The 26873-nt window shown below is 69.4% G+C and carries 22 protein-coding genes; 7 read left to right on the forward strand and 15 right to left on the reverse strand.

Annotation, left to right across the window (positions count from 1 at the left end):
• The 3 genes from OWR29_RS36630 to OWR29_RS36640 all read left to right on the forward strand — a co-directional run.
• Positions 1–1609: CHAT domain-containing protein (locus OWR29_RS36630; protein WP_267568089.1), on the forward strand; the 1609-nt coding region annotated here is incomplete at its 5' end.
• Positions 1590–2171, forward strand: a complete 582-nt coding sequence (locus OWR29_RS36635) for a trypco2 family protein (protein WP_267568090.1) — start codon at positions 1590–1592, stop codon at positions 2169–2171. The genes OWR29_RS36630 and OWR29_RS36635, both read left to right, overlap by 20 nt.
• Positions 2172–2879: 708 nt before the next feature.
• On the forward strand, positions 2880–3833 hold the full coding sequence (locus OWR29_RS36640) for a serine hydrolase domain-containing protein (protein WP_267568091.1): 954 nt from the start codon (positions 2880–2882) through the stop codon (positions 3831–3833).
• Between the two features lie 63 nt (positions 3834–3896).
• Here OWR29_RS36640 and OWR29_RS36645 read toward each other — a convergent pair whose 3' ends face one another.
• Positions 3897–6521, reverse strand: a complete 2625-nt coding sequence (locus OWR29_RS36645; RefSeq protein WP_267568092.1) for a hypothetical protein — start codon at positions 6519–6521, stop codon at positions 3897–3899.
• Between the two features lie 229 nt (positions 6522–6750).
• On the opposite strand from OWR29_RS36645, the gene OWR29_RS36650 reads away from it, so the two are divergent.
• Positions 6751–7701, forward strand: a complete 951-nt coding sequence (locus OWR29_RS36650; protein WP_267568093.1) for a DUF389 domain-containing protein — start codon at positions 6751–6753, stop codon at positions 7699–7701.
• 54 nt (positions 7702–7755) lie between these two features.
• Here the strand turns inward: OWR29_RS36650 and OWR29_RS36655 are convergent, their stop codons facing one another.
• The 10 genes from OWR29_RS36655 to OWR29_RS36700 form a co-directional block, all read right to left on the reverse strand.
• Positions 7756–8043: a DUF1048 domain-containing protein gene (locus OWR29_RS36655; RefSeq protein ID WP_267568094.1), complete on the reverse strand. Its 288-nt coding sequence runs from the start codon at positions 8041–8043 to the stop codon at positions 7756–7758.
• A gap of 1 nt (position 8044) precedes the next feature.
• The gene (locus tag OWR29_RS36660) at positions 8045–8401 is read right to left on the reverse strand and encodes a DUF1048 domain-containing protein (protein ID WP_267568095.1); all 357 of its coding nucleotides are present in this window, start codon (positions 8399–8401) and stop codon (positions 8045–8047) included.
• Positions 8398–8724 (reverse strand): PadR family transcriptional regulator, encoded by a 327-nt coding sequence (locus OWR29_RS36665; protein WP_267568096.1) that lies wholly within the window; start codon positions 8722–8724, stop codon positions 8398–8400. The genes OWR29_RS36660 and OWR29_RS36665 overlap by 4 nt, the downstream gene beginning before the upstream one ends.
• Before the next feature lie 80 nt (positions 8725–8804).
• Positions 8805–9482, reverse strand: a complete 678-nt coding sequence (locus tag OWR29_RS36670; protein ID WP_267568097.1) for a response regulator — start codon at positions 9480–9482, stop codon at positions 8805–8807.
• Positions 9479–11950 carry a DUF4118 domain-containing protein gene (locus OWR29_RS36675; RefSeq protein WP_267568098.1) on the reverse strand — a complete coding sequence of 824 codons (2472 nt, stop codon included), beginning with the start codon at positions 11948–11950 and terminating at the stop codon, positions 9479–9481. The genes OWR29_RS36670 and OWR29_RS36675 overlap by 4 nt, the downstream gene beginning before the upstream one ends.
• Positions 11951–12232: 282 nt before the next feature.
• A complete protein-coding gene (locus OWR29_RS36680) occupies positions 12233–13066 on the reverse strand; it encodes a potassium-transporting ATPase subunit C (RefSeq protein WP_267568099.1) in 834 nt (277 codons plus the stop codon).
• Between the two features lie 2 nt (positions 13067–13068).
• A complete protein-coding gene (kdpB, locus tag OWR29_RS36685; RefSeq protein ID WP_267568100.1) occupies positions 13069–15171 on the reverse strand; it encodes a potassium-transporting ATPase subunit KdpB in 2103 nt (700 codons plus the stop codon).
• Positions 15168–16814, reverse strand: coding sequence for a potassium-transporting ATPase subunit KdpA (gene kdpA / locus OWR29_RS36690; protein WP_267568101.1), 1647 nt, complete (start codon positions 16812–16814; stop codon positions 15168–15170). The genes kdpB and kdpA overlap by 4 nt, the downstream gene beginning before the upstream one ends.
• Entirely contained in the window at positions 16814–16903 is a 90-nt protein-coding gene (kdpF, locus tag OWR29_RS36695; protein ID WP_267568102.1) for a K(+)-transporting ATPase subunit F, read from the reverse strand. Before kdpF ends, kdpA begins: the two co-directional genes overlap by 1 nt.
• The gene (locus OWR29_RS36700; RefSeq protein WP_267568103.1) at positions 16900–17028 is read right to left on the reverse strand and encodes a hypothetical protein; all 129 of its coding nucleotides are present in this window, start codon (positions 17026–17028) and stop codon (positions 16900–16902) included. The genes kdpF and OWR29_RS36700 overlap by 4 nt, the downstream gene beginning before the upstream one ends.
• Positions 17029–17220: 192 nt before the next feature.
• Here OWR29_RS36700 and OWR29_RS36705 point away from each other — a divergent pair, with 192 nt between their 5' ends.
• Together OWR29_RS36705 and OWR29_RS36710 are read left to right on the forward strand one after the other, a co-directional pair.
• On the forward strand, positions 17221–17508 hold the full coding sequence (locus OWR29_RS36705; RefSeq protein WP_267568105.1) for an Lrp/AsnC ligand binding domain-containing protein: 288 nt from the start codon (positions 17221–17223) through the stop codon (positions 17506–17508).
• A gap of 73 nt (positions 17509–17581) precedes the next feature.
• Positions 17582–17842 carry a hypothetical protein gene (locus OWR29_RS36710; RefSeq protein WP_267568106.1) on the forward strand — a complete coding sequence of 87 codons (261 nt, stop codon included), beginning with the start codon at positions 17582–17584 and terminating at the stop codon, positions 17840–17842.
• A gap of 40 nt (positions 17843–17882) precedes the next feature.
• Here the strand turns inward: OWR29_RS36710 and OWR29_RS36715 are convergent, their stop codons facing one another.
• Positions 17883–19061, reverse strand: a complete 1179-nt coding sequence (locus OWR29_RS36715; RefSeq protein WP_267568107.1) for a diaminopimelate decarboxylase family protein — start codon at positions 19059–19061, stop codon at positions 17883–17885.
• 309 nt (positions 19062–19370) lie between these two features.
• Here OWR29_RS36715 and OWR29_RS36720 point away from each other — a divergent pair, with 309 nt between their 5' ends.
• On the forward strand, positions 19371–21287 hold the full coding sequence (locus OWR29_RS36720; protein WP_267568309.1) for an APC family permease: 1917 nt from the start codon (positions 19371–19373) through the stop codon (positions 21285–21287).
• Positions 21288–21302: 15 nt separating this feature from the next.
• Here the strand turns inward: OWR29_RS36720 and OWR29_RS36725 are convergent, their stop codons facing one another.
• From OWR29_RS36725 to OWR29_RS36735, 3 genes are read right to left on the reverse strand one after another with little or no spacing between them, the layout of a single operon-like run.
• On the reverse strand, positions 21303–24176 hold the full coding sequence (locus tag OWR29_RS36725; RefSeq protein WP_267568108.1) for a TIR domain-containing protein: 2874 nt from the start codon (positions 24174–24176) through the stop codon (positions 21303–21305).
• A 59-nt stretch (positions 24177–24235) separates the two neighbouring features.
• Positions 24236–25504, reverse strand: coding sequence for a tachylectin-related carbohydrate-binding protein (locus tag OWR29_RS36730; RefSeq protein WP_267568109.1), 1269 nt, complete (start codon positions 25502–25504; stop codon positions 24236–24238).
• Positions 25505–25506: 2 nt separating this feature from the next.
• A complete protein-coding gene (locus OWR29_RS36735) occupies positions 25507–26811 on the reverse strand; it encodes a tachylectin-related carbohydrate-binding protein (protein WP_267568110.1) in 1305 nt (434 codons plus the stop codon).
• Positions 26812–26873 lie beyond the last annotated feature (62 nt).

Raw genomic sequence — 26873 nt, forward strand, 5'->3', positions numbered from 1 at the left:
GTTCGACGTCGAGCCGGGAAAACTGGACGACAACGGTGACGAGTCGTTGACGACTGGCGACAAAGCGGCGCTGACCGACGGCGAGACTAACGAACAGGATCCAGGACTGCGTACGCCGGTATCCGGTGACGGCCCACCACCATCCGGCGAGACTCCGGGGGATGATCCACAGCCACAGCGGGTCCTTGTCGGTCAGATGCCGGCGCAGGTCCGTGACGGGAGCGAGGTCAGCCTGATCGTCCACATCGCTCGATCCGTTCCGGTCGGACCACGCACGCGAAGCACCTTGATGAAGCCATGGCCGATTCCCGCCGATGGCTCAGACGTAACGGTGGTGGTGCACGCAGATAACGGTCTAATTCCGCTCGGCCCGGTTCAGCAGGTCATCCGGGTTCCCGCCAGTTCCGACTCCGACCCGGTGCGGTTCGCCTTCCGGGCTTCTCAGGTCGACGTCAGCAGAGTCGAGGTCACTACGTGGGCCGGTGGGAAATACCTCGCCAAGCTCACCTTCGAAGTGTCGGTGACGGATCGGGGCCCGAATCTCGAACCGACCACCAAGGTTGCCACCGTCAACGATGTCGACCCCGAGGCCGGCGCGGTGACCTTGCAGATACACCATGCCGATGGCCGCTACACATTCCAGCTCCATAATGATCAGTGCGTGTACGACCCAGTAATGGTCGCTGTCGAAGCCGGAGCGGACGGTGTTCTGAGCCGGGCGCGGGAGACGCTGCGGCGGTTCGCGATGGACACCAAGACTCCGCCCTACAGCCCGGCAGTCGCCCGCGAATGGCTGCAAAACACAGGTGTGGGGCTGTGGAACAGCATCGTGCCCGAAGCCATCCGGGAGCAGTACCTGCAACTGCACAGCCGCATCAGTACCTTCTCGATCGCTACCGGGAACGACGCCCTGCCCTGGGAATTGCTCTACCCGATGACGAAGACCCACGACGCCGGCTTCCTCGTCGACCAGTTCCCCGTCACCCGCACGGTCTTCAACACGGACAGATCACGCAGGATCAACCTGGGCGGCGCCCGGTTCGTCGAGGCAGCTCGATCCCCGGCCAATGCCTCCGCCGAATTCAAGGCGATCGGCCGGATCGTGGCCCCCGGGCAAGAGTTGACCGTCGTCAACAACCTGAACGACCTGCTCCATCTCTTCGCCAGTGGTGAAGCCGGTCTGACCCACTTCGCCTGCCACGCTACCTACCGCAATGACGGCTCCGGCGCGTCAATCTCGATGTGTGACGGTGATTTCACCCCGATGATGCTGGCAACGGCGAAGGCGAAAGAGACCCTGACCGCCGGTCGTCCGCTCGTGTTCATCAATGCGTGCAGATCGGCGGGGGCAGAGCCGTACTTTACCGAGATGATGGGGTGGGCCCAACAGTTCCTCGGGGCCGGCGCTGGCGCCTTCGTCGGCACGTTGTGGGACGTGCGCAGCACCAGCGCCCAGAACTTCGCCGAAGAGTTCTACGGCCGCCTGATGACAGGCCAGACGCTCGGGCTGGCCGCGATGCACGCCCGGAAAGCGGTCAAGAACGATATGGACCCGACCTGGCTCGCCTACACGGTTTACGGCGACGCCAATGCCCTCGCGTTCCAGTAGTGGGCTTCCACGGCCGGCTACACCACGTGCCCGCAGACATGAGGAGGTCCGGTCGGTGCGAACAACTGACGACGGCGTACGAATTAGCGACCTGATCACGGCTGTGAAGGACAGCGTGCGCGAGGCAAACCTCTCCGCCACCGACGCCGGCAGAGACCTGCGGGTCAGCAAGGTGGAGCTGACGCTGTCGATTGTCGCGTCACGCGACGGCGGCGCCGGAATCGAGCTGAAGGTCCCGGTGATCGGGATGAAGCTCGGTGGCCGATACCGGCACGGCAGCTCGTCGTCTCAGACCTTGCAGGTGACGTTGGTGCCGGCCGCTTCCCCCGGGGCCGAGATACGCAGCGGGGACGTGGAGGAGGCTCTGGTCGACGCGATCAGCACCGTTCGCGCCGCGATCGTGGCCGCCTCGGACGGCGACGATCCCTTCGTCATGGAATCAAGCGTCATAACGCTGATTTTCGCGGTCACCGACACCGGGTCCATCTCACTGCTCGGCGAGGGCGACCTCACAGACGAGACAACCAGCACGTTAGTCATGACGCTCGTCCCGACCGGCTGAAAGCGAACTCGTCATACCGAGGACGCAATTGACGCGCCTCGAGCGCAACGGCCAACGCCCGCACGAAGTCGCTCTTGTCATCGGCGCATGTGAAATGAGGACGCGTTACTTCACATTCGGCGGCTAACGACGGATCGTCCGCCGCCGATTGTGCCCGGGGGCCTCAACTGAGCCCTCGAGCCAGCGGTACGCGCAAGAACTCGCGCCGATGTCCACCGTCGGCTAGCGCCGGGAACATTCGGCACGGCCCTGACAGATCAAGCACGACAGCTGAGCGAAGCCTTGGTCATCCTGCTCAGCGCCGATCGAGCATAATCGGCCCGACTGACAACCGGACCGGGGCGTGTGGGGTTCCACTCGACGTGAAGTGACCGCTTCAGACAGGACCTGGCCTGCGTTGGGCAGAAGTGTGTGCCCAGGCCGACACGAACCAGTGCCCCACATTTCTTGCTCATGGGCACACTGGCCGTCACGAGCACTCTCCGATGCCCTCGCTGAGCGCGGGCGGATCTAAGGCATTCACGGCGGTGGGGTCAGCCGGAGGGTCACCCGGGGGTCTACCGGAGTGACTGCCGGGTGGCGGGCGGCGACTGTGGACCTGTGCGACTTATTGCCTTGGCGGCAGCAGCGACAGTGCTCGTGGCGACAAGTGCCGCCGCGGGTTCGGATGAGCTTCGGCGTGATGCCGCGGCGTTGAGGGCGACCGGCGTGACCAGCGTTCTGGCCCGGCTGGAGACCCGGGCGGGGGTACAGGTGGTTCGGTCGGGGCGCGACGTCCCGTACGACCCCTACCTGCGGATCGGGAGCACCACCAAGACGTTCACCGCCGTGGTGGTGCTTCAGCTGGTCGGTGAGGGGCGGCTGACGTTGGACGATCCGGTCGAGAGGTGGCTGCCGGGGGTGGTGGGAGGCCGCCCGATTTCGGTACGGCAGCTTCTGCAGCACACCAGCGGGCTGTGCGACTACTCGTCCGACCTGATCGGGGACTACGCCACGCCGGAGGGCTATCTGCGGGAGCGGGACCGGCCGTACACGCCGGAGCAGCTTGTCGCTATCAGCGTGAGCCATCCGCCGGGTGGCACCGGGTGGGCGTACTCGAACACCAACTACGTGCTGGCGGGGATGCTGATCGAGGCGGTCACCGGGCGCGGCTGGGCTCGGGAGGTGGACGCCCGCATCATCGGGCCGCTGGGTCTGCGGCACACCCGCACCGGATACGTGCGCTCGCTGCCCGCGCCGCACGCCATCAACTACATGCAGTTCGCGCCGGGCGGGCCGCTGGTGGATACGACCATCGCGATCCGGGGGCTGGACAGCGACGCCGACGGGTCGATGGTCAGTACGGCGTCCGACCTCAATCGGTTCTTCGCCGCTCTGGCCGGCGGCCGCCTGCTCAAGCCGGCTCAGCAGGCGCAGATGCGCACCGTGGTCGCGATGCCGGGCTCGGCGACCCGGTCCGGGCTGGGCCTGTTCTGGTATCCGCTGTCTTGCGGCGGTGGCTGCTGGCGGCACGGCGGCACTGGCTTCGGCTACCAGGCCGAGCCCGCCTTCACCGACGACGGACGTCGGCTGGCCGTGTCGGTCTTCACCAACACCGGCGACCCCGAGCTGGCCGAGAACCGCCAGAGGCTGCTCGACGACCTGATCGATCACGCCTTCTGATGATGCGACCGTGGCCGGGCGTGCGGGAGGCCGGCTCGCGGGTGCGAGCCGGCCTCCCAAGGGTTACTCGGCGGCGGTCACCGTCGCTGAGAAGGCGCCGGCCTTGAGGGCGGCGGTCTGGCCGTCGATGACCAGCGTGTACGTGCCCGCGGCGGGGAAGGCGCACTGCCCGTTGGTGATCGGGGCACCGGATCCGCAGGCGGGGGTGCCCTGGTCGGTCAGGACGACAATTGACCGCTGCTCTCCCGACTCGCTGACGGCGCTTACGTCGTACGTACCGGCCGCTGGAATCGTCACCCGGCGGCAGCGGACGTCGCTGAACGGGTCGGTTGACGGCTTGCCGGGCTCGACCACCGGACAGCCCACCGGCGCGGTGACCGAGCGGATCTGGATCTCGTCGAAGTCCCTGTCGGCGCCGGCGCGGCTCGACGCCACGTAGGTGCCGCCGGCGGTCAGCTCGCACGGCGGGTTGGTGGAGCGCCACGGGAAGGCGCAGACCGGGGTGCCGTCCGCCTTGTCGACGTCGATGCTGCCGCCCTCGGCGAAGCCGATCACCTTCTCGCCGGCCGAGGCGGTGAACCGGACGCAGTGCGACTCCAGCGGGTCACTGTGCGGCACGCGCACCGAGGGCGCGTTCCACGCCGTGCTGATGTCGGCCGTGCAGTCGGCCGCGTCGCGCAGGGTGGCGACGAGCCGGTAGCCGAAATCGGTGGCGCCGGACTCGTTGCCCAGCTTGATCGTGTAGTCGCCGGCCTCGCTGATGCGGCAGCTGAATATCCGGCCCCTCAGTAGCAGGCAGACCCGGCTGTCGTCGGCGGCATGGACCCAGCCGGAACCGGGCAGAGGCGGCCCGTCGATCCGGATGGTGTGCCACCCGGCGGACAGATGGATCGGGTGGCAGCCGAGTTTGCCGGGCGGGACGGTGACCGTGGCGATCTGGTCGGCGGCCAGCGGCCCGTAGCGGCTCTCGGTCAGCGGCGCCACCGGGCCGCACGTGGCCGGGGGCGGCGGATCGGTCGGCGGCGGCGGTGTCTCGCCGCGCTCGATCTTGGTGATGCGGTAGCGGGCCGCCGTCGGCTGGCCGGTCAGTACGAGCGTGGTCGTGAGGCTGGTCTCCAGCGAACAGGTGAACGTGGTCGCGTCGCCCGGGTCGCAGGGCGGCCCGGCGTTGTAGACGACCTCGGCGTCGACCGAGTTGGAGCCGGACAGCCGCTCGACGGCGATGTCCATCTCGCCGGTCTTGTCGGCCACGAAGGTGAAGCAGTTCGTGAACCTGTCCCGGCCGAACTGGGCGACCACGTCGGGCGTCCACGGCCGGCAGCTCTCGCTGATCGCGTTGCGCCGCAGGGCGAACACGTAGTCGCCGGTCGCGCCGCCGGGGGCGGTCAGAAGCAGCCGGTACGTCCGGGAACCGCTCAGCGTGCAGTCGGACGACGTGCAGAGAAGCGTGCCGTCGTCGCCGTAGACGCGCGGGAGCGGGCTGGCCGCACCGGTCGCTCCGGCCGGGTACACCAGGTGCGTCTCGAGGCCGTCCGGGAGCTCGAACTGGTAGCAGTCGACCTGACCCGCCGCGCGGAACCGGCCGCGCTTGCCCGGCTCGTCCAGTCCGTACGCGGAAATGGTCGTGCAACCCGGCGCCGTCGACGGGACGAAGGTGGTCGTGAACGACTCGTCCCGGACCTGGGAGCTCATGCTGCCGATGATCAGGGTGTAGGTGCCCGCCGCGGTGAACGTGCACGTGTCCCCGTCGACGTACGGGTATCCGCTGGTGCTGCAGGGCAGGCTGCCGTCGGCGGCCATGATCACGAAGTTCGGGGCGGTCCCGTCGGCGTCCACGGTGCCGACGAAGTACGTACCCGGCTCGGTGACTTTGAGCGTGCGGCAGCGGACCACGTTGCGATCGCCCGGCGTCGCGCCGAACTTGCCCGGCCGGACCGTGGGGCAGCCCTTGACCGGGCTGAGCGACCGGACCTGGATCTCGCTGGTCGTCCGGCTCGGCTCGGCCACCGAGATCGCGCGGTAGAGCCCGTCGGCGGTGAGCTCGCACGGGCCGTAGCGCTCGGTGGGCACAGTGCAGACCAGCTTGTCGGCGGCGTCGCGGACGGCGATGCGGCCGGAGCTGCTGTACGCGAGGATCCGCTCGCCGGCCGAGCCGGTGAACCGTACACACTGAACCTCGACGCCGACCGCGGGGAAGCGCACGCGGGCCGCGTTCCAGGCCGTGCCGACGCGAGTGGTGCAGCGGGCCGGGTTCTCGGACGTCACCGCGATCTTGTAGTCGACCGGCGTGGGACCGCGCAGGTTCTGCACCACGACGGTGTAGTCGCCGGCGACCGGGACGTCGCACTCCCACTGGTAGCCCGGCGGGGCCGTGCACACCGCCGCGCCCTGCGCGTCCTGCAGGGTCGCCGAGCGCAGCGCGGTGAAGCCGGTGAACTGGATGAAGTGGCGACCGGCGCTGAGCCGGACGTCGTGGCAGCGCGTCTCGCCGCGGGCGATCGTGCCGGAGCCGATCTGGTCGGCCGACAGCCGGCCGAACTGCCCCTCGACCAGAGGCGAACAGGTTGCGTCGGACGACGACGACGGCGAAGCGGCCGCGGGTGCGGCCGGCTCGGCGGCGTACGCGGTGCTGGTGAGCCCGGACGCCAGAATCAGGCCGCACGCCAGTGCGGCACCCCAACGTTTCAAGTGTTCCCCCGTGGTTCCGTCGGTGATGTGCCAGTAGGGATATCACGAACGACTTGCATCCCTCTATCCCGCGACGAGCCTCGGAACAAGCAATGTGGAGAAATATGCGTAACGTCGATGCGTCTTTCGCGTACGTCCCCGCCGGTCGCAGCGTTCGGCCCGCCGATCCTGGTCGGGTGGCCACCACCTACCCTGAGCCCAAGATCGCGGTCGAGCGGACGGAGCCGCCATGCTGCACGTACGGGTCATCTCGCCGGCCGCGGTCACCGATCGGCTGACGAAGCACCTGACCGGCGCCGAGGCCGTCACCCACCTGATGGTCCTCGACGGCGCCGCGAAGGTCCCGCCCGGCGACGTCATCGAGTTCGACGTGGTGCGAGAGGGCGCCAGCCGGGTCCTCGACGACCTGCGCGACCTCGGGCTCGAACGCGACGGGGCGATCGTCGTCGAACGCATCGACACTGCCCTGTCCGCGTCGGCCGACCGCGCGGCCCGGCGGGTGCCCGGTCTCGGCGTGGACGCGGTCGTCTGGCACGAGATCGAGCACCAGACCGGCGAGGAGGCCACCCTGTCGGCCTCCTACCTGGCCTTCATGATCGTCGCCATGATCATCGCTGCTGTCGGCGTGCTGCTCGACCAGCCGATCCTGATCGTCGGCTCGATGGTCGTCGGGCCCGAGTTCGGGCCGCTCGCCGCGCTGAGTGTCGGCCTTGTCAAACGCAAGTTCCCCATGGTGCGCCGGTCACTGATCGCGCTCGGGGTCGGGTTCCCGGTCGGCATGCTGGTGACCGTCCTGGCGGTATGGCTGCTCACCGCGGCCGATCTCGTCGACAAGTCGATGCTGCTGGACGAACGGCCGCTGACCGACTTCATCTGGCGGCCGGACGCTCTTTCCTGGGTCATCGGATTCCTGGGCGGCGTCGCCGGCATCCTGTCGCTGACCTCGGCCAAGGCCGGCACCCTGGTCGGAGTCCTGATCTCGGTCACGACGATTCCGGCGGCAGCCAACGCCGCCGTCGCGCTGGCCTACGGCGTACGGGCGGAGGTGTTCGGGTCGACGCTGCAGCTCGTGATCAACCTGGCCGCCATCGTCGTCGGCGGTGTCCTCACTCTCGCCGTCCAGCAGGTCGTCTGGAGCCGCGCACACCTGGGCGGGTCGAGAGCCGCGAACAAGTCGTGAAATGGGCCGGCCCGGCGCCCGCGATGCCACAGCAGGAAGGAGACGTACACGCAATCAATCGATGTCGGCGTAGGTGGGCGAATCCTTGATCAACTCGTCGACGAAGGCGGCGACATCGGCACCGGTGACCTCGAGAACGCCGCGGCCGGCTGCGGCGCCCTCCTCGAAGAAGCCGACGAGACCCGGAAGCAGGTCGCCATCGACCAGGTCGACCGGCCCGACCTTGAACAGGTAGCGCTGGATCTCGTCGTAGACGATCCGATAGTCGGGCGGGAGCGCCTTCACCCGGGCGACGTGCCCCCGCCACTGCTTCTTGCCCTCGATCATGTCTTGAATGCCCATGTCAGCCTCCCAGCCGAGCCAGCTTGCGGGCGACGTTGCGGTTCAGCTGCTCACGCCACCGGTCGCGGTAGTTCCGGGCGCCGGCCCCGCCGGCCAGCGCCGCCGAGAAGCCCGCGATGCCGTCGCCAAGCACCTCGTGGACGCCCTGACCGTCGGCCGAGGCCTCCTCCAGCAGCCCGAGGGCCGCATCGGCGATCGGCGTCAGATTGCGCCCCGTGAAGCTCCCGTACGAGAAAAGGTGGGTGACGATCTGCTCCCACGCCGCCTGATAGTCGGCCGGCAACGCCTGCGCCCGCGCATCGAACCCCTTCCAGTCCCGGGTGAGATCGCTGCCCGTGATGGTCTCCCAGAAGCTCATGCCCCGCCCTCCTTGAGTTTGCCGATCCGCGACGACACGTACTGCCACTTGGCCCAGAACGTCGCGAGCTCGGTGCGCCCCGCGTCGTTCAGCGCATAGAACTTGCGCGGCGGCCCCACTTCGGACGGCCGCTTCGTCACCTGGACCAGACCGTTGCGCTCCAGCCGCAGCAGGATGGTGTACACCGTGCCGTCGATGACGTCGGCGAAGCCGAGGTCGTTGAGCCGGCGCGTGATGGCGTAGCCGTACGTCTCCTCGCGGCTGATGATTTCGAGCACACAGCCTTCGAGCGTGCCCTTCAGCATTTCGGTCAGGTCTTCCACCGCGGCTCCCGTCCGACCGGTACCTAGTACCACCGAGTACCGGTATACGGTACCACTGAGTACCGCGGGAGGTAGCCCCCTCAGGGGCGGAAGCGGTAGCCCATGCCGGGCTCGGTGAGAAGGTGCCGCGGGCGGTCCGGGTCGTTCTCGAGCTTGCGCCGCAGCCGGGCCATGTACTGGCGCAGGTAGTTGCTCTCGTTGAGGTACTGCGGGCCCCAGACGTCGGTCAGCATGGCCCGCTGGCTCAGCAGCTTTCCGGGGTGACGGACCAGGTAGTCGAGCAGCCGCCACTCGGTCGGGCTCAGCCGCACGTCACCGTCCTCGTTGGTCACTGTGCGGGCGCCCAGGTCGACGGTGTTGCGGCCGATGGTGACGGTGGCGCCCTGGTCGTCCGGCTGGTGGCCGCGCCGGGTGACTGCCCGGATGCGGGCCAGCAGCTCGTCGACGCCGAACGGCTTGGTGATGTAGTCGTCGGCCCCGGCGTCCAGGGCACCGACCTTGTCCTCGCTACCAGCCCGGCCGGACAGCACGATGATCGGGATGCTGGTCCAGCCGCGCAGGCCGCGGATGACCTCGGTCCCGTCCATGTCGGGCAGGCCGAGGTCGAGCACGACCAGGTCGGGATGACGGTGGGCGGCCACGTGCAGGGCGGTCGTGCCGTCGGGGGCGGTGTCGATGTCGTACTTCCGGGCTCGCAAGTTGATGTGCAGGGCCCGGACGATCTGCGGCTCGTCGTCGACGACCAGGATGCGGGTCATTCGGCGCGTCCGGTGGGCAGGGTCAGGATCATGGTCAGGCCGCCGCCCGGAGTCTGCTCGGGGACGAGGGTGCCGCCCATGGCCTCGGTCAGGCCGCGCGACAAAGCGAGCCCGAGGCCGACGCCGGTGTGGTTGTCGCGGTCGCCGAGCCGCTGGAAGGGCAGGAAAACGTCGTCCCAGCGGTCCTCGGGGATGCCGGGGCCGTGGTCGATGACGCGCAGTTCGAGGGTGTTGCCCAAGGTGCTGGCCGTGACGGCCGGTGTTTCGCCTTCCGGGCTGTAGCGCAGGGCGTTGGCCACCAGGTTGATCAGCACCTGCTCGAGCAGGCCGGGGTCGGCATGCACCGGCGGCAGGTCGTCCGCGATGTGCATCGCGACCTTGCGGCCCTCCGGGCCGAGTTCGTCCAGAGCCCTCGGTACGGCGTCCTCGGCGCCGATGTCGACGGCGCTCACACCGAGCGCGCCCGCCTGCAGCCGGCTCATGTCCAGCAGGTTGGTGACCAGCCGCGCCAGCCGGTCGAGGGACTCGTCGGCGGTGGCCAGCAGTTCCCGGCGATCCTCCTCGTCGAAGTGGACCTCGTCGCTGCGCAGACCGGCCACGGCCGCCTTCGCCGAGGCCAACGGCGTACGCAAATCATGGCTGACCGCGGCCAGCAGAGCCGTCCGCATCCGGTCGGCCTCGGCCAGAGGCTTGGCCGTGGCCGCTTCAGCGGCAAGCTGTTCCTGACGTAGGGCGAGCGTGGCCTGCGCGGCGAACGCTTCCACGATGCGGCGGTCGGAGGCTTCGAGCGGATGGCCGCGCAACAGCATGGTCACGTTGTCGTCGACCTTGACCTCGACGTCAGGGGTCTTCGTCGACTCCCCCACTCGGGCGACGACTGCACCGCGATCGAGCAGCGTGACTGCGTCGAGCGTGAACGTCTCGCGCAGCCGCTCGAGCAGCGCCATCAGCGGCCGCTCCCCGCGCAGCACGCTGCCGGCGACGGTGGCCAGCGTCTGCGCGTCGGCCGAGGCGGCCGCGGCCTGCCGCGTCTTACGCGCGGCTGTGTCGACGACCCAGCTCACCGCCAGCGCCACCACCACGAAAATGGCCAGGGCCAGCAGATTGTCGGCCTCGGCGATCGTGAACCGCCCGAACGGCGGCGTGAAGAACCAGTTCAGCAGCAGCGACCCGGCCACCGCGGCCAGCAGCGCCGGCCACAGCCCGCCGATCAGCGCCACCCCGATCACCGCGGCCAGGAACAGCAGGATGTCGTTGGTGAGCGACAGCGACGGCCCGAACCCCAGGGCGGCGGTCAGGGCGGGCAGCCCGAGCGCGGTCACGACGAATCCGGCAACCCGACGGCGCCTGGACAACGCCGCCGGCAGCCGACGCCGGCGACGCCCCTGCGCCGCGCGTTCGTGGGTCACCAGATGCACGTCGATCGAGCCGGACATGGCGGTCGTCGTGACCCCGACGCCGGCCGAGAACAGTTGCGCCAGCTTGCCGCGGCTGGAGGCGCCGAGCACGATCTGGGTCGCGTTGACCGCCCCCGCGAAGTCGAGCAGCGCCCGTGGCACATCACCGCCGACGACCTGGTGATAGGTGCCGCCCAAGCTTTCGACCAGAACCCGTTGCCGGGCCAGCACAGCGGGATCCGCGCCGGCCAGCCCGTCATTGCGGGTGACATGCACGGCCATCAGATCGGCGCCCTTGTCCCGCGCGGCGATCCGGGCCGCCCGGCGGATCAGCGTGTCCCCTTCGGAGCCGCCGGTGAGCGCCACAACAATGCGTTCCCGAGTCTCCCAAGTGGCGCTGATATTGTGATCGGCGCGGTATTTGTCGAGCTGTTCTTCCACTTTGTCGGCCAGCCACAGCAGGGCCAGCTCACGCAGTGCGGTCAGATTACCCGTACGGAAATAATTGCCCAGCGCAGCGTCGATCTTCTCCGGTTGATAGATGTTGCCGTGGGCCATCCGCCGGCGCAACGCTTCCGGCGTCATGTCGACCAGCTCGACCTGTTCGGCCGCCCGCACCACCGCGTCCGGCACTGTTTCGCGCTGCTGCGCCCCCGTGATGTGAGCGACCACGTCGTTGAGCGATTCCAGGTGCTGCACATTGACGGTAGTCAGCACGTCGATGCCCGCATTCAGCAGCTCGTCGACGTCCTGCCAACGCTTGGCGTTCCTCGAACCGGGCACATTGGTGTGTGCGAGCTCGTCGACGACGGCCAGCTCCGGCTTGCGTGCCAGCAGTGCGTCGAGATCCATTTCGGTAAACTCGGCACCTCGATATTCGACCACGCGGCGTGGAATCATGTCGAGGTCACCGATCATGGCTTGCGTGTGCTTTCGGCCGTGCGTTTCGACCAGCCCGACCACCACATCGGTGCCGCGTTCGGCCCGCCGATGCGCCTCTTCCAGCATCGTGTAGGTCTTGCCGACTCCCGGGGCGGCCCCGAGGAATATCCGCAATTCGCCGCGTGCCATGTTCGCTCTTTCAACCGAAGTCAAATTCTGGATGTCGTGGCCGGGTGGGGGGTTACAGACCGTCGCTCCCGCCGAGGGCCCGGGCGGGTTTCGCTGGCCGCTGGCGCGTCCAGAACGCGAAACCCACCCGGGCGACGTGCGTGAGTGGTTGCGCTCAAACCAAGGCGACCGTTTTGTCGCGTTCACCGGTTCGGGCCGGCCTCGGACCGCCCCCACCCCGGCTCTGGGAGGGGCCGAGCAAAGCAGCCGGGTACGACACTTTTCCGCCCTTGTCCACAGCCGTCACTTGCCGTTCAAGGCCAGGTTGAGCTCGAGAACGTTGACGGCCGGCTCGCCGAGGAAGCCGAGCGCCCGGCCGTCAGTGTGCTCCTTGACGAGCTTGCGCACCTGGTCCTCGGTCAGGCCGCGCTCCCGGGCGATCCGCGGCACCTGCAACTCGGCGTACGCGGGACTGATGTCCGGGTCGAGTCCGCTGCCGCTGGTGGTGACCGCGTCGGCCGGGACGGCCGGCTTGCCGGGCGCGTCGCCCCGGATCGGGGTGATCACGCCGCCGAGGGCCTGGTAGTCCTGGCCGGGCTGGGCGGACTCGACCGTCACACCCTCGTAGGTGGCGATGAACGGAGTGCCGGTCTGGTTGACCGACACCGCCCGCGTCACCGGCCCGGTCAGGCCGTCGCGGTAGAAGACGGCCAGCACCGCGCCCACGCCGTCGGGGGTGCAGTACGGGCGGCTGCCGTCGACGTTCTCGAGCTTGCCGACGGCCAGGCTGCGCTCGCAGACCTGGGTCAGCAGGCTGGGCGCGTCGGGGCTGTCTACAACGCTTTCCGGGCCCAGGTTCGAGGCGCCCGTCGCGGTCGGGTCGTAGCCGTCGCCGGCCTTGGACGGGCGGCTCTGGAAGTACTTAAGGACCGGATTGCCGTCGGCGTCGGTGAATGCCTGCCCGATCAGGCGGCTGCCCGACGTGCCGACAATCGAACCGCCGGCCTTGTCGGAGAGACCAGGAATGCGGCCGACGGCCACGAAGAGCAGCGGATAGAGCAGTCCGAGCAGGACGGTCATGACTAACAGGGCGCGCAGCGCCGCGATGTGCTGGCTGAGCCAGGCGGGGAGTCTCATTCTCAAATCCCAGGGATGAACTGTACGAGCAGGTCGATGAGCTTGATGCCGAGGAACGGCACGATGACGCCGCCCAGGCCGTAGATCCAGAGGTTGCGCCGCAGCAATGCCGACGCACTCGACGGGCGGTAGCGCACGCCCCGCAGAGCCAGCGGAATCAGCGCCATGATGACAAGCGCGTTGAAGATGACCGCCGACAGAATGGCCGAGCCCGGCGAGTGCAGCCGCATGACGTTCAGCGTGTCGAGGCCCGGATAGACCGCCGCGAACATCGCCGGGATGATGGCGAAGTACTTGGCGATGTCGTTGCTGATCGAGAATGTGGTCAGGGCGCCCCGCGTGATCAGCAACTGCTTGCCGATCTCCACGATTTCGATCAGCTTGGTCGGGTCGGAGTCGAGGTCGACCATGTTGCCGGCCTCTTTGGCGGCCGACGTTCCCGTGTTCATGGCCACGCCCACATCGGCCTGGGCCAGAGCGGGGGCGTCATTGGTGCCGTCGCCGGTCATCGCGACCAGCCGCCCGCCGTCCTGTTCCTTTTTGATGTACGCGAGTTTGTCCTCCGGCGTCGCCTCGGCCAGAAAATCGTCGACTCCGGCTTCGTCGGCGATGGCTTTCGCCGTACGAGGGTTGTCGCCCGTAATCATGACCGTGCGAATGCCCATGCGGCGCATTTCGTCGAAGCGGGCCCGCATGCCGGCCTTCACCACGTCCTTCAGGTGGATCACTCCGAGTGCCCGGGCCGGCTGCCCGGGGTCGAGCCCGGCCACCACCAGCGGGGTGCCGCCGCTGCCGCTGATCGCGTCGACGATCTCGCCGACCTCCTCGGTCGGGTGCCCGCCGTTCTGCCGCACCCACTTCATGACCGCCGAGGCGGCGCCCTTGCGGATCTGCCGTCCGCCGAGGTCGACGCCGCTCATCCGGGTCTGCGCGGTGAACGGTACGAACGTCGCCTCCGGCATCAGGCCGGGCTCACGCTCGCGCAGCCCGAACTGGTTCTTGGCCAGCACCACCACCGACCGGCCCTCGGGCGTCTCGTCGGCCAGGCTCGACAACTGCGCGGCGTCGGCCAGGGTGGCCGCCGTGACGCCGTCGACCGGGACGAACTCGGCCGCCTGGCGGTTGCCCAGCGTGATCGTGCCGGTCTTGTCGAGCAGCAGCGTGTTCACGTCGCCCGCGGCCTCGACCGCGCGCCCCGACATCGCGAGGACGTTGCGCTGCACCAGCCGGTCCATGCCGGCGATGCCGATGGCCGACAGCAGCGCGCCGATGGTCGTCGGGATGAGACAGACGATGAGCGACACGAGCACGATCCCGGTGACGCCGTTGCCGTCCAGGGCCACGGTGTCGGGGGCCGCCGCGTTGAACGCCTTCGAGAAGATCGCGAGCGGCTGGAGCGTCACCACGGACAACAGGAAGATGATCGTCAGCGCGGCCAGCAGGATGTTGAGCGCGATCTCGTTCGGCGTCTTCTGCCGGTTCGCGCCCTCGACCAGGGCGATCATGCGGTCGACGAAGCTCTCCCCCGGCCGCTGGGTGATCTTGACGACGATCCGGTCGCTGAGCACCTTCGTGCCGCCGGTGACGGCCGAGCGGTCGCCGCCGGACTCGCGGATGACGGGCGCCGACTCGCCGGTGATGGCCGACTCGTCCACGCTGGCGATGCCCTCGATGACGTCACCGTCGCCCGGGATCACCTGGCCCGCCTCGACGACGACCACGTCGCCCAGGGTGAGCTGGGTGGCCGGGATCTCGCGTCCGTCCTTCAGGTACGCGACGGTGTCCTGCTTCGCCGCCCTCAGGGCAGCGGCCTGGGCCTTGCCCCGGCCCTCGGCCACCGCCTCGGCCAGGTTGGCGAAGACGACAGTGAGCCAGAGCCAAACCGTGATGATCCAGGCGAACACGCTGGGGTCGGCGATGGACAGCACGGTCGTGAAGACCGCGCCGATCTCGACGATGAACATGACCGGGTTGCGCCACATGACGCGCGGGTCGAGCTTCCTGACCGCGGACGGCAGCGACCGCCACAACTGCTGGGGGTCGAGCAGGCCACCGCCGACCGGCTTCGGCGACTCAACCGCCGGTTTTTCGGCGAGCAACGTCATGACAGGCCTTCCGCGATGGGTCCAAGAGCGAGAGCGGGCAGGAAGGTCAGCGCGACCAGGACGACGGTGACGCCGACGACCAGCCCGACGAACAGGGGTTGGTGGGTGGGCAGGGTGCCTTCGGACTCAGGCGTGACCTTCTGCCGGGCCAGTGAGCCGGCCAGCGCCAGCACCAGCACGATCGGCAGGAACCGTCCGAGCAGCATGGCCAGGCCGAGCGCGGTGTCCCACCACGGCGTGTTGACCGTGATGCCCGCGAAGGCCGAGCCGTTGTTGTTGGAGGCGCTGGTGAAGGCGTACAGGACCTCGGAGAGGCCGTGCGGGCCGACGTTGAGCGCTGTCGAATTGTGGCCGTTGGCGAACGCGGCCGCCGTGCCGATGAGCACCAGGGCCGGCGTGATCAGGAAGTACGACGACGCCAGCTTCATCTCGCGCGCACCGATTTTCTTGCCGAGATATTCCGGCGTACGACCGACCATGAGACCCGCGACGAAGACGGTGATCACGGCCAGGATGAGCAGGCCGTACAAGCCCGAACCGGTGCCGCCCGGCGCGACCTCGCCCAGCATCATGTTGACCATCGGCATCATGCCGCCGAGCGCGGTGTACGAGTCGTGGAATGAGTTCACAGCACCGGTCGACGTCAACGTGGTGGCCGCGGCGAAGGTGGCCGAGTCGGGGATGCCGAAGCGGGTCTCCTTGCCCTCCATCGCGGCGCCCACCGCCTGCGGCACCGTGCCCGCGCCGTGCAGCTCGAAACCGATCGTCAGCGCGGTCGAGGCGATCGCCAGCACGGCCATGACGGCGACGATGGCGTACCCCTGACGGTTCTGACCGACCATGCGGCCGAACACCCGGGGCAGGCTGAACGGGATGAGCAGGATCAGGAAGATCTGGATCCAGTTGGTCCAGGTGGTCGGATTCTCGAACGGGTGGGCCGAGTTGGCGTTGTAGAAGCCGCCGCCGTTGGTGCCGAGCAGCTTGATGGCTTCCTGCGACGCCACCGGCCCGCCGGTGATGTGCTGCGCCGCGCCGGTCAGTGTGGTCACGTCGGTGCCGCCGGACAGGTTCTGCACCATGCCGCCGACCATGAAGATCAGCGTGGCCAGGGCCGCCACCGGCAGCAGCACGCGCACCGTGATCCGGGTCAGGTCGACCCAGAAGTTGCCAAGTTCGCCGCTGCCCCGCGAGGCGAAACCGCGGATCAGTGCGACCGCGACCGCGATGCCGACAGCGGCGGAGACGAAGTTCTGCACGGCGAGCCCGGCCATCTGGGCCAGGTGGCCCATGGTCGATTCACCCGAGTACGCCTGCCAGTTCGTGTTCGACACGAAGCTGACCGCGGTGTTCCAGGCGACGTGGCTGGTGACCGGGTCGAACCCCAGCGAGAGCCACAGCTTGTCCTGCAACCGCAGAAACGCGTACAGGAAAAGGATGGAGACGGCCGAGAACGCGAGCACGCTGCGGGCGTAGACACCCCAGGTCTGCTCGGCCGAGGGGTTCACGCCGACGAGCCGGTAGACGCCGCGCTCGACGACGTTGCTGCGGGTGCCGGTGACGACCCGGTACATGTAGTCACCGAACGGCCGGTACACGGCGACGAGCGCGAGCACCAGCGTGATGACGAAAAGCCAGCCGGCCATCAGAATTTCTCCGGGAAGAGCAGGGCGGCCACCAAGAAGGCGGCCAGCAGGGCGGCCACGATCAGGCCGATGAGGTTGACGGCGCTCACCAGCGTTCGACCGCCCGGATCAGCACGGCCAGCGCTGCGAACAGCGCCACCGTGATCACGACGAACACGAGATCAGCCACGACAGGACTCCTAGACGAGGGGTGTTTGTTGGTGCTTCGAGGCAAGCTTCGGCACGCCGGAACCCCTTGTCATCGCCGTTCACGCGATGACTACGCCGACCGGCCGATCGTTAACGCCCCTTTGACGGCGACGGTGATCGGGGCCACCGTGACCGCCCCGTCAACATCGGCCCGAGCCGCGCATCAAAGCCGTTAACAGCACGCCGATCCGGGGCAGCCGGGGCGTATACCTGCCCCATGACCAACTTCCCCGAGCCGCAGGACGTCCGGCACGAGGCGATCGTCTGCGTCCGGCTCAAGACCACAGTCGCGGGCAGTCACCTGCTCGATCACCTGCGCGCCCAGCCGTACGTGGCCTCGGCCTGGTGGATAGCCGCGGACATCGACGCCGTCGTTCTGCTGTCCGCGCCGAGCATGCGCGAGCTGCACCGAGCGGTCAACGACCTGCGCCTGCTCGGCGGCGCCCAGGACGCCAACGCTCATATGGTGCTGCGTCCAATGAGCCTGACCGGCGCTCGTAGCTGACCGCCACCGCACGGTCGCGCAGCAGCAGCCCCTCCAGGGACTCGTGCTTCGGCGAGCGCGTACGCAGGGCCTGGTGGCCCATCGCCAGGAGTCCGACGCAGATCAGGGTGGCGAGGGCGGCGGTCGCGATGCGAACCGCTCGGTTGGCGCGGCAGCCGAGAATCAGTTGAGCGGCCACAACCACCACACCGATGCCGGCCGCGATCATCGCGCCCGGCAATCCGGCGACATCACCCTCGTTGTTCACGTTTCGACCGTCCGCCGGGAACCATTGCACGGCCGCCCTTTTAACGGCTTCGGGACGGGCGCCCGGCGTCTTTTGACGGCCTGTTGACGGCGATGGGGCCGCCCGAACCGGGCGGCCCCATCCGTACTCAATTCGCGCGGCGCAGGGTTCTGGTCAGTCCGTCGGCGACGCCCAGCACCGGCGGGCGGCCGACGAAGGTGTCGCCGCGATGGTGATACGCGCCGGTGCCCGCCACGGCGATGAGGTCACCGGCGGCGACGTCGGCCGGCAGCGGCACCGAAGCGATCTCGGCTCCGTCGACGATCCGGGCCGGGTGCGGCCGGGCCGTGGACTCCCGGCCGATCAGGTAGGCGGTGTGCCGTCCAGCGCAGTGCTCGGTCGCCACGCAGTCCGGCACGGTGCCGTCGAGCGTCACCGTCGTTCGTTCCGGGCCCGCGACGACCTCGCTTACTCGATGCAGCGTCAGACCGGCCCGGGCGACAAGGGCCCGGCCCGGCGAGACGGTCAGCCGGGGCTCGCTGAGGCGGTACCGCTCGGCGGACAGCCGGAGCATCCCGCGAACCCGTCCGGCGAAGGCAGCCACAGCGAAGCCGTCGTCACCATCGGCGTAGGCGACCGCGTGACCGCCGCCGAGATTGAGCGCCGGCACGGTCGCGCCGTACCGGGCCCGGATCACCGCACAGAAGCCCATCGCCTCGCGCAGGGACGACTCGAACGCGCCGAAACGGCTGAGCTGATGCCCGATCGAGCAGTCCAGCCCGGCCAGCACCAGGTTCGGCGAGCCCAGGATGCGCTTGATCGCGGCCAGCGCGGTGCCGGAGCCCAGCGGCAGCCCGTACCGGCTCCGACCGGCGCGGGACGGCACCACTCGGACAAGGACACGCTGGCCGATCGGCGCCCGCGCGGCGATCGCCTCGACCTCGGCGAGAGAACCGGCGACTATTGCGGCGCCGCAGGCATGGGCCGCCTCGAGATCGCCGACGGACTTGCTCGAGCCGTACAGAACCAAGTCTGTTGACCGAAAGCCGGCCAGCAATGCGGTCTGCAACTCGCCGGCCGAGGCGACGTAGCAGCCCAGACCGGCTCCCGCGATCCACCGTCCGACGCCGGTGGTCAGCCCGGCCTTGGCGCTGTAGGCGACCGCGCCGGCGCCGAACGCGTCCAGGTACTCCGCACACCGGGCGCGGACGTCAGCCTCGTCGAGCACATGCACCGGCGTGCCGTACGAGGCGGCCACCGTCGTCATCCGTACGCCGCCGACGAGCAGGTCGTCCTGCGGGGCCCAGCGAGCGGTGACCGGCCACACCGCCGGATCGAGCGGCGGACGCAACGACGTCCGCAGGGAGGGCAGCTACTCGGTGAGCGTCATGACTCCGACGGTGCGCCCGGACCGCCGGGCCGGGAAGTGCCGGTGACGCGATGTTCACGCCGGTCGCGCCGAAATTGACGCGGCGGATACACCCGGACCACGACACGCGGACGGCCGAGGGGCAAATTTTGACGCGTTATTAACGCCGGGGCCCGGGCGTCGGCGGGCCCGGTCGAGGACTCTGGTCCGGTGAACGAGCAATCCGGCCCGGTCGAGGCGCTGCCCGAGTACGCCGTACCCGCGGTCATGGCCTCCCCCGCCCACGAGACCACGCCGTCGAAGGGGGTGGCCGGCTGGCTGCTGCGTCATCGGGTGCAGCCGGTCGGGCCCGCGGCCGGTGAGGGGCACACCGAGCAGCACGCGTGGTGGAAGGTCATGTGCCTGACCGGGGTGGACTACTTCTCCAGCCTGGCCTACGTGCCGGCCATCGCGGTCGCCGCGGCCGGTGCAGTCTCGCCCTTGGCCACGCTGCTGATCGTGGCGCTGACCCTGTTCGGTGTGCTGCCGATGTACCGGCGGGTGGCCCGGGAGAGCCCGCACGGCGCCGGCTCGGTGGCCATGTTGGAACGGCTGCTGCCGTTCTGGCAGGGCAAACTGTTCGTCCTGATCCTGCTCGGCTTCGTGGCCACGTCCTGGCTGATCACCATCACCCTGTCGGCGGCGGACGCCAGCGTGCACGTGGTCGAGAACCCGTTCTTCCCGTCGTTCCTGCACGGCCACGAGGTGGCGCTGACCGTCGGCCTGCTCCTGCTGCTCGGCTTCGTGTTCCTGCTCGGCTTCAGCGAGGCCGTCAGCGTCGCCATCCCGCTGGTGGCGCTCTTCCTCGGCCTCAACGCGCTGGTCATCGGGGCCGGCCTGGTCGAGATCGTCACCAACGGCGCCGCGTGGTCGGCGTGGACGTCAGCGCTCGGCGACACCGGCAACCTGTTCCAGCCCGCCCTCGTGGCTTTCCCCCTACTGGTGCTCGGGCTGTCCGGCTTCGAGACCGGCGTGAGCATGATGCCGCTGGTCGCCGCCTCGAACCTGGAGAACCGCGTCCGCAACAGCCGCCGGCTGCTGACCACGGCCGCCCTGATCATGAGCGTCTACCTGCTCGCGGCCAGCCTGGTGACCACCGTGCTGATCCCGGCCGACGAGTTCGGCCCGGGCGGCGAGGCCACCGGCCGGGCCCTGGCCTGGCTGGCCCACGAGCAGCTGGGTGAGGTCGTCGGCACCGCGTACGACATCAGCACCATCCTCATCCTGTGGTTCGCCGGCGCGTCGGCGATGGCCGGCCTGGTCAACATCGTGCCGCGCTACCTGCCCGGCTACGGCATGGCGCCCGAGTGGGGCCGGGCGGTGCGTCCGGTGGTGCTGGTCTACACCGCCATCACGGTCGTCATCACGATCGCCTTCGAAGCCGACGTCAACGCGCAGGCCGGCGCGTACGCCACCGGCATCCTGGCCATGATGGTCTCCGGCGCCTTCGCCGTCACCACCTGGGCGTTCCGGCACCGCAAACACGGCGCCACAGTGGGATTCGCCGCGCTCACCCTCATCCTCGGCTACGCGCTGGTCGAGAACATCATCGAGAAGCCGGACGGCATCGCCATCTCCGGCCTGTTCATCGCCGGCATCATCATCGTCTCGCTGATCTCCCGGGTCAGCCGCACCACCGAGCTGCGCGTGGACAGCATCGAGTTCGACGAGACGGCCCGCCGCTTCATCACCGAGTCGATCGAGCTCGACGGCGCCCTGGACCTGGTCGCCCACCGCCGCCAGACCGGCGACGCGGCCGAGTACCAGTTCAAGGAGCGCGAGCAGCGCGGCGACAACCCCGTCCCCGGCTCCAACGACATCCTGTTCCTGGAGGTCGACGTGGTCGACCCGTCCTCGTTCAGCGACACCCTGATCGTCCGCGGCATCGACGTCGACGGCTACCGCATCCTGCGCACCGAGGCCCCCGCGGCGCCGAACGCCATAGCCGCGATCCTGCTGGCGTTGCGGGACGCGACCGGCGTACGGCCGCACTGCTATTTCGCCTGGGCCGAGGGCAGCCCGTTGGTGCACATGATCCGCTACTTCCTGCTCGGCCGCGGCGACACCGCACCGGTCACCCGCGAGATCATCCGCAAGCACGAGCCCGACCAGTCCCGCCGCCCCGGCGTCCACGTCGGCTCCTGACGCCCGAAAGGCGTCTCACAGCGGGCAGGTGTCGCGGAACGGCACGCCGGACACGTACCGGTTCCACTCCTGCCGAGTCCAGCCAGTGCCGACCAATCCACAGGCTGAGGCCAGCGGATCGGACAGCAGCGTGCGCAGCTCAGTCAGATCCCAGATGTATACCGCCGGACCCCCGCCCGCGGCCAGGCGGGATCCGTCCGGGCTGAAGGTCACGAACCACGACGGCCCGCCGACTGCGCGAGGGTCGCCGAGTTGTCGCGGATCGGCACGGTCGAACAGGTCCCACAGCCGGACCTGTCCGGCCGAGGTGGTGGTCGCCAGCAGCCGGCTGTCCGGGCCGAAAGCAACATCCCGGACCGTGCTGTCGTGCAGTGCGCCGGACCCCAACGCGGTGCCGGAGGCCACGTCCCACAGCCGGACCGTGTTGCCGGCGGCCGCGACCAGTGTCCGCCCGTCCGGACTGTAGGCCACCGCCCCGGCCTCGCCGTCGAGCTCCACCGGCTCGCCGATGGGCCGCTGCCCGGCCGGGTCCCAGAGCCGGAGCACACGATCGCTGCCGACTGCCAGTGTCTTGCCGTCCGGAGCGAAGGCAACCGCTCGGACGTTCTCCGGTGGCGCGTCATCGCCGCCCGGCCGCAGGCGACCGATCGTGGACGGCGACGCCGCGTTCGTGACGTTCATCAGCTGAACCGTTCCGTCCCAGCTGCCCGCGGCCACGGTACGGCCGTCAGGACTGAAAGCGAGGTCGTCCACTATGTTCTGCTGCCCGGTGTTCGCGGCGACCGGGCGAGCGGGCGAATCCACGCTCCCGACCGCGACAATTCCGGCGTCGGCAGTGCCGCCGCCCACCGCGAACTTCCGGCCGTCCGGGCTCACCGCCATGGTCCGGGGATCGGCGCTGGCGGCCAGGGCAGTCAGCGGCTTCGCCTCGTCGCTCCAGACGGTGAGCATCCCGTCGGCGGCGGCCGTGAGCAGCCGCCCGTCCGGGACGAACGCCGCGGCCTGCGCGACATCGGGTCGCCTCAGCGTGCTCCGCAGGCGTGGCGACCCGCGGTCGGTCAGCCGCCAGAGGGTGACGCCGCCGTCGGCGTTGCCGATCACCAGCGTGTCGCCGTCCGGCGAGCGGGCCAGCAGGTCGGCGCCGTAGCGGTGCGGCAGTGGCGCGCCGAGCGGCAGCGGGTGCACCGGGTCCGCGACGCTCCACAGCCGGACCCGGAAGTCGCTGCTGCCCGCGTCGGCGACGGCGGCGGCGAGGGTTCGGCCGTCCGGGCCGAACGCAGCCTGTTCGGCCGCGCCTCCGCTCGACACCGGAGGTCCGGCCCGCCGAGGCCGCCGCGGATCCGCGACGTTCCACAACGACATTTCTCCCACGTAGCCGGCGTCGGAGGCGGTGAGGGCCAAGGTCCGGCCGTCGGGGGCGAAGGCCACCGACCTGACCCAGCTCGAGCTGTCGCGGCTTCCCACGGTCATCGACGACGGCAACCGCACCGGTCGCCCGGACGATGCCACGTCCCACAGGTGAGTGGTGCCGGCGGAGCCGCCCACCGCGAGAACCCGGCCGTCGGGGCGAAACGCCAGTGCGCTCGCTCCGTCCGTACGCAGAACCGCGCGCTCGCGAGGGCGTGCGGGCCGGGCGACATCCCAGAGCCGTACGGTGTTGTCGTCGTATCCGGCGGCGGCGATCGTCTTTCCGTCCGGCGAGAAGGTCATCGCCCGGATGTCGGACGGCGGCCCGTCCATCGGTTCGCCGACAGTCACCGGCCGCGACGGCTGCCGGATGTCCCACAGCTGGATGTCGCCGGCGGGCACCGCCACCGCGAGCAGTCCCGAATCCGGGCTGATGGCAACTGCCCAGGTCCGGTACGCCGGGTGGAAGGCGCTGAGCAACGTCGGGCGATCACGGTCGTGCAGATCCCAGATCCGTACGGCGGGTGCCTTCCCGTCTTCGTCGAGCTCCCGGGCGTCGGCGGTGACCAGCAAGTCGCCGTCGGCGCTGAACACCGCCGATTCCACCTGGGTGGGGTGACCGTCCAGCGAGCCCGCATACCGGGAGCCGAGGAGTGTCCGAGTCAGCGCAGTCTCGGCTTCTGCGCCCGGCCTCACGGCGATCGACGCGATCCCCATGCGCAACGCGGTGCGCGGATCACTGTCCCGCGCCGCCTCGGCTTGGGAGCTGAGCTGCCGTGACAGCGCGATCCGGGTCTGCGCCTCGGCCTCGGCCTGTCGCTTCTCGGCCGTACGGCGTTGATCCAGCGCGACGACAGCCGACGTCACCGCGACCACGAGCAGGATCGACAAGCCGGCGATGACCGAGCGGACCGCCCGGCGGATCCGGCTTCGGCGGGCCAGGTGCTCGCCGGTCAACGAGTCCTTGTCCCGCCCGTGCATCGGCGCGGCGAATTCGGCCACCACCCGCTCGGGCGGAACGGAACGCATGTCGACCCACAGCGGTTCCTCGGCGAAGAACCCGGCCAGTGTTGGCGGCACCGCGTCCGTCTCCGCCCAGTCGAAGTCGTCGGCGCCCCAGGCGATCTGCCCGTCGGTCAGCGCGATGAGGAACCGCTCGGGTGACCGGTTCGCCATCCACCACGCCACTTCCCGCCGGCACCACTGCGATCGGGCCGAATCGGGCGACGCCATCAGCACGAACCAGTCCGACTTCTCCAGAGCCTGCTCGATCGCGGACCACAGTCCCGGCGCGGCCGTCAGGTCGGAGGCGTCCCGGAAGATCCGCAGAGCTCGCGGGCGGTACCAAGGGCGGGCGAAGTCCTGCAGGGCGGACTGCAGCGCCTCGGCGAGCGCCCGGTCCCGCCGATGGCTGTAGGAGACGAACGCGTCGTACGGCGCCACCCGACCATGCTCGCCCAGGCCGCGGGTCGGGGCTGTCACCGCACCGACACGACGGCACCGCCCCGCCCAGGTGCGGGCGGAGCGGAGCCTTGGGGAGGTCAGCTGCTCAGTGGCTGGGCCGAGAGCAGTTTCTGGGTCCAGCCGCGGGTGTCGACCGGGTCGTCGGTGTAGTACTGCAGGTCGCTGCCGTTGAGGTCGTACGGGTTGTGGTCGAAGTAGTGGTACATCGCGCCGGCCGGGGTGCGGCCGTAGTAGAAGCCGTAGCCGGGCGAGACCAGCTGGTCGAACCCGCTCCACCGGGTGGCCAGCGTGGCGCCGCTCCACTTGTAGTCGGCGCCGATCCGGTAGGACCGCAGTTCGCCGGAGTTGCTGACGCCCAGCAGCCAGTCGTCGCCGGTGGCGGTCAGGTTCTTCAGCGCGAAACCGCCCTCGCCGATCTCGTGCCGCTGACCGATTTGGTCGGCCCCCGGCTTGGCCCGCGACACGACGTACGAAATCAGTTTGCCGTTGGCCACGCCGTAGAGATGCCCGTGGCCGTCGTAGGTGAGCAACTGGTGGGTCCAGCCGCCCTCGATCCGGTCGGAGACGGTGAACTGCAGGGAGGTGTTGTTGGTGATCACGTCGATCCGGTACAGGCCGCCGTCGGGCGAGGTGACCAGGATGGTGTTGAAGTTGAGCGTGGCCATCGCCACCGGTGTGAAGCCGATGGTGTCGGTCGAGACCACCGTCTTGCTGCGGTTTCCGGTGTCCGAGTTGATCACCGAGTAGGTGAGCCGCCCGTCGTCGAGGGCGCCGTAGACCGACACCGCGACCGCGGCCGGCCCGCTGAGCTCGTCGACGATCCGCTGGGCGTCGGCCGCTTCCGGCTGGTAGCGCGCCGGGTACTCGGACCGCTGCACCGCCTGGCACACCTCGCCGATCGGCGCCGACGCCCAGCTGCCGTTCGGATACCGGCTCTGCATGTTGCTGAGGAAGGCGTTGGTGGCCCAGGCCGGGTCGAGTCGCTGGGCCTCCGTGCCCCACGAGTCGCGCTGCTGGAACAGGCCCAGGCTGTCGTGGTCGAGCTTCTCGCTGGTGTTGCGGATGGTGCTCTCGACGATCGTTGTCGTGATGGCGATGACTGCAGCTCGCTCGGTGAGGCCGCGGCGCTGCACTGCGGTGATGACGGCCCGGGCGCAGGACACCCGGTAGCCGGTCATCGCGTTGCGCAGGGTGCCGGTCAGCACGGAGTTGAGGCGGGTGGCGGCCGCGTTGTCGGCGGCGGTGGGGCCACCGTCGACGCAGGGAGCGGTGGCCGCGGCGTGGGCCGGTGTCGCGCCGACGGTCAGCGCCGCGAGGACGGTGGCCACGGCCAGGAGGATCCGCATGATCAGGCTCCCGGCGGGGTGACGTAGCCGGAGATCAGGACGTTGTCCACGCCCATGCGGGCGGTGGCCGGGTTGATGGTCCGCTTGCTGACCTTGTTGGACACGTTGCCGCCGACGACGGTGAGCGTGCCGTCCGGGTGCACCGCGGTCACCACGTCGACGTGGCCGCCGCCGGTCGCCGCGGGCTGGCCGTAGATGGCCCAGTCGCCGACCTTCGGGCTGCCCTGCGCGCTGCCCGACCGCGACTTGAACAGGCCCCGGTCGACGCCCCACTTGCCCAGGCCCTGGGCGAACCACTGGCTGCGCGGCAGTCCGGAGATCCCGGCCTGTTCCCAGGCCCAGGTGGCGAACATGGCGCACCAGGCGACCTGGCCGCCGTTGCAGCTGGAGTGGTACCGGTCGCAGGCCGATTCGGGCGTGCCGACCTCACCGAGGGCGAGGTTGGCGATCCGGCTGCGGAGCTGGTTGGTCGAGCTGACTGCCTTGCAGGTGTCCGGCTGGGCCGAGAGCAGGTACTGCGTCCACCCGCGGGACGAGACGGGGTCGTCCAGGTGGTACGAGATGTCGGAGCCCGAGCCGTCGGCGGGGTTGTCGTCCTCGTACCAGTAGAGGGCGCCGTCCGGGTTCTTGCCGTAGTAGAGGCCGCCGCCGGGCGAGACCAGGTTCTCGAAGCTCTGCCAGCCGTTGTCGTCGAGCTCCTGCCGGGTGTAGCCGCCGGACGAGTTGATGGCGTAGCTGATCAGCGCGCCGCTGGCGGTGGTGGAGATGATCCGGTCGTCGGCGGCCGCGGCCACCGTCTTGAGGGTGAACCCGCCCGATCCGATCTCGCGGCGCTGGCCGATCTGGTCGGCCCCCGGCTTGTCGCGGGAGACCAGATACTGCAGCAATTGGCCGCCGGTGGTCACGCCGTACAAATGGCCGTTGCCGTCATAGGTGAGCAGTTTGTGCGTCCATCCGCCCTCGATCCGGCCGGATACGGTGAATTGCAGGGAATCCTTGTTGGTGCTGACGTCGATGCGGTGCAGCACGCCGTCCGGGTCGGTGACGAGAATGGTGTTGAAATTGAGCGTCGCCATGGCCACCGGCTTGAATCCGATGTTCTTGGTGGAGACGACCACGTGGCTGAGGTTGCCGTTCGACGGGTTGATGGCCGAATAGGTGAGCCGGCCGTCGTCGAGGGCTCCGTACACCGACACCGCGCCGGTGCAGGTGGCGTCGGCCCGGGCCGGTGACTGGGGGGCCACGCCGGCGACGAGGCCGCCGCCGAGAGTCAGCATGAGTGCGGGCACGAGAGCTGAGAGGCGCATTCCATTACTCCATTCGGAAGGGTTCCTCCTTGCGAAAAGAAGTCTGGTGGAGCGCTCTCCAG

This window comes from Paractinoplanes pyxinae (genome assembly GCF_026626335.1).
Lineage (GTDB): Bacteria > Actinomycetota > Actinomycetes > Mycobacteriales > Micromonosporaceae > Actinoplanes > Actinoplanes pyxinae.